We start from the raw sequence: 13,292 nt of genomic DNA, 5'->3' as shown, positions 1-13,292 counted from the left end.
CCTGTCCCGGGCTTATTGCGGTTCGCGCTGGTGCCAGTCGGTCACCTGCTGGAATTGATGGGCGGCGTTGAGCAAACGGGCCTCTGAGAAATAATCCCCGATGATCTGCAGCCCCACCGGCAGACCGTCCACGAAACCGGCCGGTACCGACATGGCCGGAATACCCGCCAGGTTGATCGCGATGGTGAAGACGTCTTCCAGGTACATGGTGACCGGGTCACTGGTCTTCTCGCCCTGAATAAACGCCGGCGAGGGCGTGGTCGGGCTCATCAGCACATCCACTTCCTTGAAGGCGTTGATGAAATCCTGCTGGATCAGCCGACGAACCTTCTGGGCCTTGAGGTAATAGGCATCGAAATAGCCGGCGGACAGGGCGTAGGTGCCCACCAGAATCCGACGTTTCACCTCTTCGCCGAAACCCTCCGCCCGCGAGCGGGTGTACAGATCCATCAGATCCTTCGGATCCTCGCAACGGTAGCCATAGCGCACACCGTCAAACCGTGACAGGTTGGCGGAAGCTTCGGCCGGCGCGATCACGTAATAGGCCGCAATCGCCAGTTTGGCGTTTGGCAGTGACACCTCTTTAACAGTGGCACCCAGCTTCTCGTATTCCTTGACCGCGTTGCGAACCTGTTGCTCCATAGCCGGGCTGAGCTGGTCGCTGAAGTACTCCTTTGGCAGGCCAATCTTCAGACCTTTCAGCGGCTCGTTCAGGGTGGCTGTGTAATCAGGCACCTCGCGGTCAATCGACGTCGAGTCCTTTGGATCGAAGCCGGCCATCACATTCAGCATCAGCGCATTGTCTTCTGCTGTGCGGGCCATGGTGCCGCCCTGGTCGAGACTGGAGGCGAAGGCAATCATCCCGTACCGGGACACCCGCCCATAAGTCGGCTTCAGCCCGGTAACACCGCACAGCGCCGCCGGCTGTCGGATCGAGCCACCGGTGTCCGTGGCCGTCGCCGCCGGAGTCAGTCGAGCCGCAACCGCCGCAGCCGACCCGCCAGACGACCCGCCCGGCACACGTTTGTTGCCTTCGCTCAATCCCCATGGGTTGGTCACGGCGCCAAAATAACTGTTCTCATTGGACGACCCCATGGCGAACTCGTCCATGTTGGTCTTGCCCAGGCATACCGCGCCCGCCTGGCGGAAATTCGCCGTAACGGTCGCGTCGTAGGGCGGAACAAAATTCTCCAGCATCTTCGAACCACAGGTGGTGCGAACGCCGTTGGTACAGAAAATGTCCTTGTGCGCGAAAGGAACCCCGGTCCAGGCCGTGGCATTCCCCGCTGCCCGCCGCTCATCCGCCATCCGGGCATCAGCCAGCGCCTGCTCCTCGGTCACGGTAATAAAGCTGTTGTACTTCGAATCTTCCCGCTTAATGCGGTCGAGGAACTCCTGCGTCAGCTCAACGCTGGACACCTTGCCGCTCTCCAGATCCCGGGAAAGCTCTGCTACAGATTTGCTATGCATGACGTTTCCTTTCACTCAATCACTCGGGGAACCAGATAAAGCCCGTTCTCGGTAGCCGGCGCAATCGCCTGGAACGCCTCCCGCTGATTGGTCTCGGTTACCTCGTCCGCGCGCAGGCGCTGGACCGCATCCAGCGGATGGGCCATGGGCGCAACCGAATCGGTGTCGGCCGCACCCAACTGATCAACCAGATCCAGGATGTTGCCCAGATCCTTCTCCAGAGCCGAAACCTGCTCGTCATCCACACGAATGCGGGCGAGCACAGCGACTTTCTCAATGTCCTCACGGGAAATGGTCACGCATTGCCTCCCAGGTAAATGAAATGTCGGTAATAAATCTTAAGATATTGAAGGCGCTATTGAAGTTCGGGGTCGGTCGGAGATTGCCTTTCAAAACTGTAGAGGGCCAAGGATGGCCCGAAACAAGCGCACATGGATGTGCTCGTAGCGTGTTTTGAAAGGCAATCTTCGAGCGGCCCTCCACCCAGGCCAAAAAATTAAAGCGACATGGTAACAGATTCGAACAATGGCGGGAGGCCCCAGCCCATAAGGTAAATGTGTGAACCGTAAGGCGTGAGGCCCGCTAGCGCCTTGCCTGCGGGGGTGCTCACTGCTAAAGTTGCCGCATCTTTTCTTTGCGACTGCAACTCTCAGGTTGAAACTACACGAATGTTGATTAAAAGACTCCGAGGCATCTTCTCCAGCGATCTGTCCATCGACCTGGGCACCGCCAACACCCTCATTTACGTGCGTGAGCGCGGAATCGTGCTGAACGAGCCCTCGGTAGTGGCCATTCGCACCAACAACTCCCAGAAAATGGTCGCCGCGGTAGGCGCCGAAGCCAAACGCATGCTCGGCCGTACACCGGGCAACATTACCGCCATTCGCCCCATGAAAGACGGCGTAATTGCAGATTTTGTGGTAACCGAAAAAATGCTCCAGCACTTTATTCATAAAGTGCATGAGAACAGCTTCATTACCCCGAGCCCGAGAGTGCTGGTGTGTGTGCCCAGCAAGTCTACCCAGGTAGAGCGCAAGGCCATCCGCGAATCCGCCCTCGGTGCTGGTGCCCGGGAAGTCTTCCTGATTGAAGAGCCCATGGCGGCTGCTATCGGTGCCGGCCTTCCGGTTGAGGAAGCCAGCGGTTCCATGATCGTCGACATCGGTGGTGGTACCACCGAGATCGCCATTATTTCCCTGAACGGCATCGTTTATGCCGAATCCGTGCGGGTTGGCGGTGACAAGTTCGACGAGGCCATCGTAACCTACGTGCGCCGCAACTACGGCAGCCTGATTGGCGATTCGACCGCCGAGCGCATCAAGCACGAAATCGGCTGCGCCTATGAAGGCCTCGAGATTCGTGAGATCGACGTTCGCGGTCGCAATCTTGCAGAGGGCGTGCCCCGGGCATTCACGCTCAACAGCGAAGAAATTCTCGACGCGCTGCAGGAATCCCTGGCGCAGATCGTTCAGACCGTCAAAAGTGCTCTTGAGCAGTCTCCGCCTGAACTGGCCTCCGATATTGCCGAGCGCGGTATTGTACTGACCGGTGGCGGCGCTCTGCTGCGCGGGCTGGACAAACTGATCAGCGAAGAAACCGGCCTGCCGGTGATCATCGCTGAAGACCCGCTGACCTGTGTTGCCCGTGGTGGCGGCAAGGCGCTGGAAGTGATTGATCGGGGTGGCATCGGAATGTTCTCCCAGGAGGGATAATCCTGTGGGGAGGGCTCGCCATTAAAACCATCTTTGTCCAGGGGCCTGTTCCCGGTTTCAGACTCCTCATTGTTCTTCTCGTATCGGCAGCCCTGGTGGTTGCCGATGCGCGTTTCGACAAGCTCTCAACCGTGCGAAGCACCATCGCCACCGGCCTGGCCCCTGTGTACTGGCTGGGCAATGCGCCTTACGAATTCACCGACTGGGTCGCCGGGCTGTTCGAAAACAAACAGGATCTGCAGGAAGAAAACGAAGATCTCCGCGCCCGATTGCTGATCCTTGAACGTCGCGCCCTGAAATACGCCGCGCTTGCGTCGGAGAACAACGAGCTGCGCCGCCTGATGAACTCTTCCGAAGTTCTGGATGATCGGGTGATTGTCGGTGAGGTTGTCGGCGTTTCCCCGGATCCCTTCTCCCACGAAATCATCATCAACAAGGGCCGTAGCGACGGCTTGTCGCCGGGCCAGGCAATCCTGGATGCTCATGGTCTGATGGGGCAGGTGGTGCAGAGTAGTCAGATCACCTCTCGCGTTCTGCTGGTTTCTGACAGCAGCCACGCGGTGCCCGTGGAGGTAGTGCGCAACGGCCTGCGCGCAATCCTGCTGGGCACCGGTGATACCGATACCCTGGATCTCGTTCATGTGCCGGACACGGCCGATATCCGTGAGGGCGATCTGCTGGTCAGTTCCGGGCTTGGCGGACGTTTTCCGAGGGGGTACCCGGTTGCGGAAGTCAGCCGTATTTCCAAGGAACCGGGCGAACCGTTTGTTTCCATCGAAGCGTCGCCCAAGGCGCAGCTGAACCAGAGCCGTCTTGTACTGGTGGTATTCCCGCCGGAGAACGCCTCTCCGATCGAAGTCGAGGTGGTCGAGGGTGAGACTGCCGCTAACGCCGAGAATGACGGCAACCAGGGAGGGGAGGACTGATGTTATCCGTAATCAGCTATCCGGTTTTCGCGCTCTCCGTGGTTGTTGCACTGGTGTTCAGTATTTCCCTGTTTCCTGTGGGTTGGTTCGAGTTCCGCCCGGAGTGGCTGGGGCTGGTGGTGTTCTATTGGACATTCCGGGCTCCGGCCCAGTTCGGAATCCTCCTGGCCTGGTGTCTGGGCTTGTTGCTGGATGTGCTCGAAGCCACTCCCCTTGGCGTCAATGCCATGGCCATGGCGCTGATCGCCTTTCTGGTGCTTACCATCCATCAACGTCTGCGCATGTATCCGATGCCCCAGCAGTGCCTGATGGTGTTCCTGTTGCTGGGCATCAATCAGATGCTGGTGCATTTCGTGAAGCAGCTGCTGGGGGCCGATGACGCCGGGTTCAGCTACCTTTGGCCGGCCCTGACCAGTGCCCTGGTGTGGCCGGTATTCTGTATCCTGCTGGACAACATTAACCGCAAACTGGGTTAGCCATGCCATCCATCATTCTTGCTTCGGCTTCGCCGCGCCGGGCGGAGCTGTTGCAGCAAATCGGCCTGAAATTTTCGGTTCGTCCGGCGGACATCGACGAAACAGCGGAAGTCGATGAAACGCCGCAACATTATGTGGAACGTTTAGCCCGGGAGAAGGCGCTGGCTGTGGCCGAATCCGCGCCGCAATGCCTGGTTCTGGGGTCGGACACTTCAGTGGTGCTCGATGGAAGAATCCTTGGTAAGCCCACAGACGCGGCGGAAGCCCGGGAAACCCTGGCCCGCCTCTCCGGCGCCACGCATCAGGTGATGACTGCCGTTGCGCTGGCCAACGATGGGCAATGCCAATCCGTTCTGGTCACAACGGAAGTCTGTTTCCGGGATCTCTCCTCCGAAGAGATTGATGCTTACGTGGCCAGCGGCGAACCCATGGACAAGGCCGGAAGTTATGGAATTCAGGGCCTTGGTGGTATTTTTGTTAATGAGCTCCGGGGTAGCTACAGTGCCGTGGTTGGCCTGCCGCTGCAGGAAACCGCCGCGTTGTTGGCTGGTGCCGGTTACCCGGTCTGGAAAAACTGGCCGCGCAGTCTGGAGAGCCAAACATTATGAGTGAAGAGATTCTTATCAACGTCACCCCGGTGGAAACGCGGGTGGCCCTGGTTGAAAACGGCATGCTGCAGGAGGCCTACATAGAGCGCACCAGCAGGAAAGGCATTGTCGGGAACATCTACAAGGGCAAAGTGGTGCGGGTTTTACCGGGCATGGAAGCCGCGTTCGTCGATATTGGTCTGGAACGGGCTGCATTTATCCATGCCTCCGATGTGGTTCCGAGTCAGTCCAATGGCGATGAGCCTGCCGACACCCCCAAGACCGTCCCGGATATCCGCAGCCTGCTCCGGGAGGGCCAGTCCCTGGTGGTTCAGGTTACCAAGGACCCGATTGGTACCAAGGGCGCCCGTCTGACCACCCAGCTTTCAATCCCTTCAAGGTATCTGGTGTTCATGCCCGGCGTCAGTCACGTTGGCATTTCGCAGCGCATTGAGGATGATGCCGAGCGAGCGCGCCTGAAAACCCTCGTCGAGGAGGCGGCAGCGGCAGATCAGGACGTTCAGGGTGGTTATATCATCCGGACGGCTGCAGAAGCGGCCTCGCCTGAGGACCTGATTGGCGATATGGCCTATCTGCACCGGTTGAGCCAGTCCATACACGAGCGAATTGCCCGGGTTCAGGCCCCGGCCGTTGTATACCAGGATCTGCCGCTGTTTATTCGCACCATCCGTGACCTGATCCGACCGCAGACTGAAAAGGTTCGCATCGACAGCCGCGAGAGCCACCAGAGGGTGATGGAGTTTGTCGAAGAGTTCGTTACGGAATTTGCCGACAAGGTAGAGTACTACCCGGGCGAGCGGCCCATCTTTGATCTCTACTCGGTGGAAGACGAAATCCAGAAAGCCCTGAGCCGAAAGGTCCAGCTCAAGTCCGGCGGTTATGTGATCATCGACCAGACCGAGGCCATGACCACCATCGATATCAACACCGGCGCGTTCGTGGGGCACCGTAACCTGGAAGAGACCATCTTCAAGACCAATCTGGAAGCAGCCCGGGCGATCAGCCGCCAGCTGCGGCTGCGGAACCTGGGCGGTATCATCATCATCGATTTCATCGACATGGAAGATCCCGAGCATCAGCGCCAGGTGCACCGGATGCTGGAAAAGATGTTGGAACGGGATCACGCCAAGACCAAGATTACCGGGGTGTCCGAGCTGGGCCTGGTGGAAATGACCCGCAAGCGCACCACCGAGAGCCTGGGCCAGGTGCTTTGCGAACCCTGTCCGATCTGTGACGGACGCGGTTTCCTGAAGACCACCGAAACCGTGTGTTATGAAGTTTTCCGGGAAATTCTCCGGGTCAATCGTGCCTACGATGCCGAAAGCTATCTGGTGATGGCCTCCCAGAGCGTGGTGGACCGCCTGCTGGATGAGGAGTCTGACAACGTCGCCGATCTGGAGACTTTCATCAGCAAGACCATTCGGTTCCAGGTGGAGCCGTTCTACAGCCAGGAGCAGTATGATGTGGTTCTGCTCTGAACCCGGGAAACCGCGCCGGTTACCGGGTTAAGGGGCCTGGATGTCCTCCGCTGATCACGAACCGCCGCTTCCGGAGAACCTGCCCGAGAGCCCTCCAGTGCGGCTATTGGCGCGGCTGGCCAGTCTGATCTGGTGGATGCTGTTGGCTCTGCTTGTGCTCCTGGCACTGTACGCCGGGCTTGGGCGCCAGCTAACCCAGAATGTGGACAGCTTTCGCGATGATCTGGCACAGGAGTTGTCCAATCGACTGGGCCATGATGTCAGCATCGGCGGTCTTTACTCCCAGTGGTACTGGCTGGATCCTGCATTCACCGCTCGGGACATTCAGATCAGTCACCCTGATACCGGCGTCGTTGTAGCGAATCTCCAGCATCTGAACATCCGTTTTGATGCGCTCGCCTCGCTGACCCGCCTGAGGATCGTCTTTGAGGACTTCCAGGCAGACGGTCTTGAGCTGACCGTCAACCAGGAACGGGGTGGTGACGTCGCTGTGAGGGGGGCGGACATACCGGAACCAGTGAGCAACCAGTTGCAGGAGTGGCTGGAGCTTGCCGGCAACTGGCTGTCCGATCCCTATGTGAAGATTACCCGTGTCAATCTGGGCATCCGCGATAATCAGGGCAATCCTCGGCACCTGGACATTCCCCAACTGGACCTTGATTATCGCCGTGGCTTGTTCCATGCCTCTGGCCGCGCCATGCAGTCCGGAACCACCCAGCAGCTGGCCAGTTTTGCCCTGGTAGGCAGGCACTTTTTTCGGGGGGATTTTACCGGTCAGCTGTACATTGATGTGGATTCCGGTCGGCTGTTCGATGGGCTGATCGACGAATACCAGTGGCGGACGCTCCGGGTGGAAGGGTTCGATCTTGGTGGCGAGGCCTGGCTCACGTTCCGCAACGGCCTGCTGCAACAGGTGACCGGAACCGTTCGAACACCCTACCTGCAACTGGGTGTCGGGTACGAATCCCTGGCGCCCCTGGAGGATATCCAGGCCAGATTCGGCTGGCGTCGCCACGATAGCGTGATGACCGATGAAACCCTGGTCGAAACCGGCGCCTTCGCACTCGGGGAGTGGCACCTGAAGCAGCTCCAGTGGACCTGGGATGGTGACGTGGTTTCCCCCTTCAGCCTGAGGCTGGCGCCGTCGGATGGCGGCATGTCCGTGATCGCCGATGCCCTGCCACTCGCGCCCACCCGCCGCCTTGCGGCCAGGCTTCCGATACTCCCGGAGCGCGCGCTCCGTGCTCTGGGAAACTATCGCCCGGGCGGTTTCCTTGATCAACTGAAAATCTTCTTCCCCGATGGCGCACCGGAGGATTTCGAGCTCTCGGCACGTTTGCGCGAGGTCAGCGTGAGGGCCCACGGCGGCGCACCCGGCATCACCTCCGCCAACGGTGAGATCTTTCTCGACAGGCAAAAGGGCTATGTCCGGATTGCGGCGGGGCAGTCTCCTGTCTCTCTCGAGTTTCCCCAGCTTTTCGGTGGCGCCTGGTCCTTCCCGGAAATTGAGGGGGACGTGGCCTGGCAGCTGGATGGTGCCATTACCCGGGTCTTTTCAGACGGCGTTCGAATGCGTTATGGCGAAGCCACAGAACTCGACGGTGCTTTTGACCTGAGGATGGATCGCGAAGGCGAGGACAACCTTGGTCTCAAGGTTTCGGTGAAAAACGGCAATGCCGGGATGCTGGCAGACTTTGTTCCGGTCAAAGCGGTCAATCAGGGACTGTATGACTGGCTTACCACGGCGATCCTTGAGGCCGATATCACCTCGGGAACCTTCTTCGGCCATGGCCAGATAGGCTCGGATGCTCCGAAAGGGTCCTTTGTGACGTCCATGATCTATGAGTTTGACCAGGCGTCCGTTCGTTACGATGACGCCTGGCCAGTAGTCACAGGCGCCCGGGGCAATGTCAGGGTTCATAATGGTGATACCTTGGTCCGTCTGGAGGAAGGGCGAACCGGAGGCTTGGATCTGGCTTCCGGAACAGTCCGGGTTATTCCCTCTGATCAAGGTACCCGAATAAGGGTGGATGCCTCGGCTCGGGTGCCGGGCGAGTCGGTTAGTTACTGGATGGAAAACAGTCCGTTGGGTGATATGGCAGGGACGGAGGCTCAAAAGCTTCAGTACCGCGGTCAGTATCAGCTGGATCTGGGCATTGATCTGCCGCTGGGCTCGGACCAGGTGCCCGTGGTTGAAGCGAGTATTGACGTCGAGGAGGGCGCGGTGTCCTATCCGGCCGCCGGGCTGGAATGGCAATCGGTTCGTGGCGCGCTGACCTATCACAGTGAAGATGGATTCTCGGGTGGCCCCCTGGCTGCAGAGTTTTTCGGCGAGCCGGTAACCATCGCCTTCAGCAAGGCCCGCGCCGGCAATGCACTCAGCATTCGCCAGTCCGGCTCTCTCCGGGTACCGGAAGTGTTCGCCAAAGCCGGGCTGTCAACGGACTCCGGGTTTGGTCTGCAGGGTAAAGTTGCCTACAGCGCCGAACTGGATGTAGGAGCCCAGTCAACATCCGGAATTCGCGTTCGCTCCAGTCTAGAGGGACTGTCAGTGGACTGGCCGGAGCCGCTGTCAAAAACAGCGAGTGAGGCCGCACCGCTGCGGGCCACGATCAATCCATCCGCTTCCGGCGGTCTCGGCATTACCGGTGATTGGGAAAACCGGGCTACGTTCGATCTGTTGTGGAAAGAAACCGGGTTTGATCTGCGCCTGGGGCGGCTCTATCTTGGCCCAGAGGTCCTGAGCGATATCGAGATCAATGCGCTCGACCTTGATGACCGCTGGGTGGTCAACACCAGTTCCCGACGCGCCGAAGGCCGGTTGGTGATTCCGACGAGCGGCGAGACAGTGAAGGCTGATTTTCAGGTGCTACGGCTCGTCCGTAGCGAGACCCCCCGTGAGGAGTCCGAAGAATTATTAACGCTGGAAGAACAGCTGGAAGCCTTCCGGGCGCTGGATATGGGCAGTTGGCCAGATATCGATGTGTCGATCGCTGAACTTCGGCTGAATGAAGAATCCCTGGGGCAGTGGGCCTTCCGGCTTCGCCCTGAGCCTTTCCGGCTACAGGTGAACGACATCGAGGGTCGCCTCAACTCCCTGACCCTGCTGGGAGATATGACCTGGAGCATCGTCGGAGACCGTGAAACCAGCCGGTTCAAAGGCTCGATAACCGGTGGTGCCCTGTCGGACCTGAATGAATTGTTGAATGCCGAAATGCCGGTTACCAACGAGGGCACGAACATCGAGCTGGACCTGGACTGGCCCGGCCGCCCGGATGAGTTCTCCATACCCGAACTCAGCGGTTCCGTAAGCCTGCGACTGGATGAGGGGGTCATCCTTGAACGAAACAACACAGCTCAACTGTTCCGTGTCTTCAATCTGCTGAACTCCGACACACTCTGGCGCCGGCTGAAGCTCGACTTCTCTGATCTGTATGAGCGGGGCGTGGCCTTTGACGCGATCTCGGGGAAGGCGCAAATTATCAACGGATTGCTGACCATGGATCCGGAACTTCAGATTGTGGGCCCATCGGGCGCTTTCAAGCTCAGTGGTACCACCAATATGGCCAGCGAAGATCTGGATATGCGACTTGTGGTTGTGTTACCTCTGACCCAGAACTTACCCCTGGCCGCTTTGCTTATGGGGGCAGGAGCGCCGATTGGCGGCGCTCTGTTTGTACTGGACAAGATTCTGGGCGATCCTCTGAGCAGGCTGACCAGCGCAACCTACAGTGTGACCGGTACATGGGATGAGCCGGAGGTGGATCTGCAGCGGGTCTTCGATACCGGTGAATGAGTTTTCTGTTCGGCAATAGCGGAGGCAGTTATGAGCAAGCGTGTTTCCAACCGGGTTGCGGCCATACAGATGGTCAGCGGCCATGATATCGAGGCCAACCTGGCTGAAGCGCAAAAGCTGTTGAAGGAGGCCGCCGCAGAGGGGGCTTCTGTCGCGGTGCTGCCAGAGAATTTTGCAGTTCTGGCCACGTCTCAGATGATCGATTGTGGCCGTCAGGAAGCCGGCCCTGAGCCCGTAATCAGAGCATTTCTGGCGGAGCAGGCCCGAAAGCTCGGAATCTGGATCGTGGGCGGATCAATGCCTGTGGCCAAGCGACCGGATGGTTCTGAGATCGAAGATCGGGTTCGGGCGACCTGCCTGGTGTTTGACGATCAGGGCCGGGAAGTTGCCCGCTACGACAAGATCCACCTGTTCGACGCCATGGTCGAAGACGCCCATGGCCAGTATCGGGAATCCGACACCTTCGAGCCCGGCGAGCAGGTGGTGACCGTGGACACGCCCGCCGGGAAGCTGGGGCTGGCGATCTGTTACGACCTGCGCTTCCCGGAGCTGTTCCGGCTGTTGCGTGAGCAGAATGTGGACTGGATTTGCCTGCCGAGCGCTTTTACCTGGCAGACGGGTGATGCTCACTGGTATCCGTTGATCCGGGCGCGGGCTATCGAAAACCAGGTATGGGTAGTGGCGCCGGGCCAGGGTGGTCAGAACAGCGAGCGCCGGCGCACCTATGGCCACAGCCTGATCTGTGATCCCTGGGGGCGGGTGGTGACGGAAATGGGTGAAGGCCCGGGACTGGTTGCCGCCGAGCTGGACCTGGATCAGGTGGCCAACCTGCGCACCCGGATGCCAGTGTGGGAGCACCGTCGGCTCAAAGGCTGAAAGCAGGGCAGATGAACCGTCATCTGCCCCTGACTTCACAGGTTCACATCGCCTCAGCGTCGTCGATGCATTCCCGAAGGTACCGGAAGAGTTTTCGGGCCTGGCCGGTGTTCTTTTGCTTCTCTACATCCTTGCGGGCGTTGCGGGCAAGGTTGCGCAGATGCTGCATGTCGGCGCTGGGGCAATAGCTGAAGAATTCCCCAACAACCGAGTCCCCTTCCGAGATCATTCGATCCCGCCAGCGCTCCGCCAGGTGATGCCGGCGGGTGTGCTCTTCGCTACCGGCGTCGAAGGCATCAATGGCTTTTGCCAGGGTCTCGGGATCATCTTCTTGGCGAATCACCTTGCCGATGTATTGCAGATGCCGCCGTTTCGCCTCGTTCTGGCGGATGCGCCGGGATTCTTCGATGGCGGCACGAAGTGTGTCGCTGATCGGCAGCGTTTCCAGCTGATCATTGCTCAGATCGAGCATCCGCTTGCCAAGATCCTGCAGGGCATGCATCTCCCGTTTCAACTGGGATTTGCTGGGACCGTCGTATTCTGGCGCGTCGTTGTCTTGGTGATCTTTCATAAATCCGACATCCGTTTAAGCATAGAAAATCGTCGCAAGGCCGAGAAACGCCATAAAACCGACCACGTCCGTAACGGTCGTGAGAATCACGCTGCCTGCCAGGGCCGGGTCGATGTTGCGGGATTTGAGAAACAGTGGCAGGACCGTGCCGACGAGGGCAGCTGCAACCAGATTGATCACCAGCGCGGCAGCGATAATGGCTCCTATCAGCAAATCCTGGAACCAGAGCATGGCGGCGCCGGCAACAACGGCGGCCCACAGCATTCCATTCAGGATGCCCGACAGGAATTCCCGGTTCAGCAACCATTTTACATTGGCACCGCTGATCTGCCCGACCGCCATGCCGCGGATGACGAGGGTGAGGGTCTGGCTGCCGGCAATGCCGCCCATGCTCGCGACGATAGGCATCAGCACCGCCAGAGCGACTACCTTGGCGATGGTTTCCTCGAATAAACCGATCACCGCCGATGCAATCAGGGCGGTGATCAGGTTGATTCCCAGCCAGACGGCGCGGCGGCGCGATGTCTTCCACACCGGCGCGAAGGTGTCCTCGTCCTCGTCCAGACCGGCCATGCTCATCAGGGAGTGGTCAGCGTCCTCCCGGATAACGTCTACCACGTCGTCGATGGTGATGCGGCCCAGAAGCCGGCCTTCCTCGTTCACCACCGGCGCCGAGATCAGATCGTAGCGTTCAAACAATGTCGCTACCTTGGTGTCGGAGAGGCTTACGGGAATCGGCTCGATGTCGGTATCCATCACTTCCCGCACGGTGGAGGCGGGGTTGGATACCAGCATCTTGGTAATCGGCAGCATGCCAATGAAATCATCCCTCCGGCTCACCACGATCAGACTGTCGGTCATGGGGGGAAGGTTGCGGTGTCGGCGAAGGTAGCGGAGTACAACGTCAATACTGATGTCCGGACGCACCGTGATGGTGTCCGTATTCATCAAGCCGCCGGCGGTGTCCTCCGGGTAGGAGAGCACTTCCTCAACCCGTTGCCGGTCCTGCTCGTCCATGGTCTCCAGGACTTCCTGGATGACCGTATCCGGCAGCTGCTGCAGCAGGTCCGCCAGGTCGTCGGATTCGAAATCCTCGATGATGTCGGCCAGTTCCTGGGCGTTCAACTGGCTCAGGAAGTAACCCCGGATATCATCGCTGAGATACTGGAGAACCTCGCCCTCCAGCTCTTTGTCTACCAGGTTCCAGAGCAGGGCACGCTGGCGGGGCGGAGAGGATTCGAGCAGATGGGCAATATCACTGGGGCTCAGGCCACCGTTCAGGATGCGGGCAACCTGTTTCAGTGCGCCACTGTCCAGGGCCTCGCTCAGTGAACGAAGGCGCTGGCGGGCCTGGCTTTTTTCCAGAATATCGGTCATGT

11 protein-coding genes are annotated in these 13,292 nt (G+C 59.3%); 7 read left to right on the top strand and 4 right to left on the bottom strand.

The genetic code is table 11. The features are described from left to right. Nucleotides 1-12 precede the first annotated feature (12 nt). Nucleotides 13-1,470: an Asp-tRNA(Asn)/Glu-tRNA(Gln) amidotransferase subunit GatA gene (gatA, locus tag NUW46_RS13725; protein WP_418140376.1), complete on the bottom strand. Its 1,458-nt coding sequence runs from the start codon at nt 1,468-1,470 to the stop codon at nt 13-15. An 11-nt stretch (nt 1,471-1,481) separates the two neighbouring features. Next, the gene (gene gatC / locus NUW46_RS13720) at nt 1,482-1,769 is read right to left on the bottom strand and encodes an Asp-tRNA(Asn)/Glu-tRNA(Gln) amidotransferase subunit GatC (RefSeq protein WP_069183061.1); all 288 of its coding nucleotides are present in this window, start codon (nt 1,767-1,769) and stop codon (nt 1,482-1,484) included. Between the two features lie 372 nt (nt 1,770-2,141). On the opposite strand from gatC, the gene NUW46_RS13715 reads away from it, so the two are divergent. From NUW46_RS13715 to NUW46_RS13685, 7 genes are all read left to right on the top strand, one after another. Then, nucleotides 2,142-3,182, top strand: coding sequence for a rod shape-determining protein (locus NUW46_RS13715; protein ID WP_008170134.1), 1,041 nt, complete (start codon nt 2,142-2,144; stop codon nt 3,180-3,182). A gap of 92 nt (nt 3,183-3,274) precedes the next feature. Beyond that, entirely contained in the window at nt 3,275-4,108 is an 834-nt protein-coding gene (gene mreC / locus NUW46_RS13710) for a rod shape-determining protein MreC (protein ID WP_418142043.1), read from the top strand. Beyond that, a complete protein-coding gene (gene mreD / locus NUW46_RS13705) occupies nt 4,108-4,584 on the top strand; it encodes a rod shape-determining protein MreD (protein WP_069183063.1) in 477 nt (158 codons plus the stop codon). The genes mreC and mreD overlap by 1 nt, the downstream gene beginning before the upstream one ends. Before the next feature lie 2 nt (nt 4,585-4,586). After that, a complete protein-coding gene (locus tag NUW46_RS13700; protein ID WP_418140375.1) occupies nt 4,587-5,192 on the top strand; it encodes a Maf family protein in 606 nt (201 codons plus the stop codon). Then, nucleotides 5,189-6,670 carry a ribonuclease G gene (gene rng, locus NUW46_RS13695; protein WP_136630255.1) on the top strand — a complete coding sequence of 494 codons (1,482 nt, stop codon included), beginning with the start codon at nt 5,189-5,191 and terminating at the stop codon, nt 6,668-6,670. Before NUW46_RS13700 ends, rng begins: the two co-directional genes overlap by 4 nt. Before the next feature lie 40 nt (nt 6,671-6,710). Beyond that, on the top strand, nt 6,711-10,466 hold the full coding sequence (locus NUW46_RS13690) for a YhdP family protein (RefSeq protein ID WP_418140374.1): 3,756 nt from the start codon (nt 6,711-6,713) through the stop codon (nt 10,464-10,466). Between the two features lie 30 nt (nt 10,467-10,496). Then, entirely contained in the window at nt 10,497-11,342 is an 846-nt protein-coding gene (locus NUW46_RS13685; RefSeq protein ID WP_136630254.1) for a carbon-nitrogen hydrolase family protein, read from the top strand. A gap of 43 nt (nt 11,343-11,385) precedes the next feature. Here NUW46_RS13685 and yjgA read toward each other — a convergent pair whose 3' ends face one another. Continuing rightward, entirely contained in the window at nt 11,386-11,913 is a 528-nt protein-coding gene (gene yjgA, locus NUW46_RS13680; RefSeq protein ID WP_418140372.1) for a ribosome biogenesis factor YjgA, read from the bottom strand. Between the two features lie 15 nt (nt 11,914-11,928). Further along, nucleotides 11,929-13,290, bottom strand: coding sequence for a magnesium transporter (mgtE, locus tag NUW46_RS13675; RefSeq protein WP_069183069.1), 1,362 nt, complete (start codon nt 13,288-13,290; stop codon nt 11,929-11,931). Between the last annotated feature and the right edge of the window lie 2 nt (nt 13,291-13,292).

Origin of the sequence: Marinobacter sp. MA, assembly GCF_048298425.1 — a bacterium.
Classification (GTDB): domain Bacteria; phylum Pseudomonadota; class Gammaproteobacteria; order Pseudomonadales; family Oleiphilaceae; genus Marinobacter; species Marinobacter salsuginis.
The sequence above is the reverse complement of the archived record's forward strand: the minus strand, read 5'-3'. Positions and strand labels throughout refer to the sequence as shown.

Bases quoted from the DNA above. Each gene is read 5' to 3' on its own strand.
- gatA (WP_418140376.1), bottom strand. From the start codon at position 1,470: ATGCATAGCAAATCTGTAGCAGAGCTTTCCCGGGATCTGGAGAGCGGC.
- mreD (WP_069183063.1), top strand. From the start codon at position 4,108: ATGTTATCCGTAATCAGCTATCCGGTTTTCGCGCTCTCCGTGGTTGTT.
- NUW46_RS13700 (WP_418140375.1), top strand. From the start codon at position 4,587: ATGCCATCCATCATTCTTGCTTCGGCTTCGCCGCGCCGGGCGGAGCTG.
- rng (WP_136630255.1), top strand. From the start codon at position 5,189: ATGAGTGAAGAGATTCTTATCAACGTCACCCCGGTGGAAACGCGGGTG.
- NUW46_RS13690 (WP_418140374.1), top strand. From the start codon at position 6,711: ATGTCCTCCGCTGATCACGAACCGCCGCTTCCGGAGAACCTGCCCGAG.
- NUW46_RS13685 (WP_136630254.1), top strand. From the start codon at position 10,497: ATGAGCAAGCGTGTTTCCAACCGGGTTGCGGCCATACAGATGGTCAGC.
- yjgA (WP_418140372.1), bottom strand. From the start codon at position 11,913: ATGAAAGATCACCAAGACAACGACGCGCCAGAATACGACGGTCCCAGC.
- mgtE (WP_069183069.1), bottom strand. From the start codon at position 13,290: ATGACCGATATTCTGGAAAAAAGCCAGGCCCGCCAGCGCCTTCGTTCA.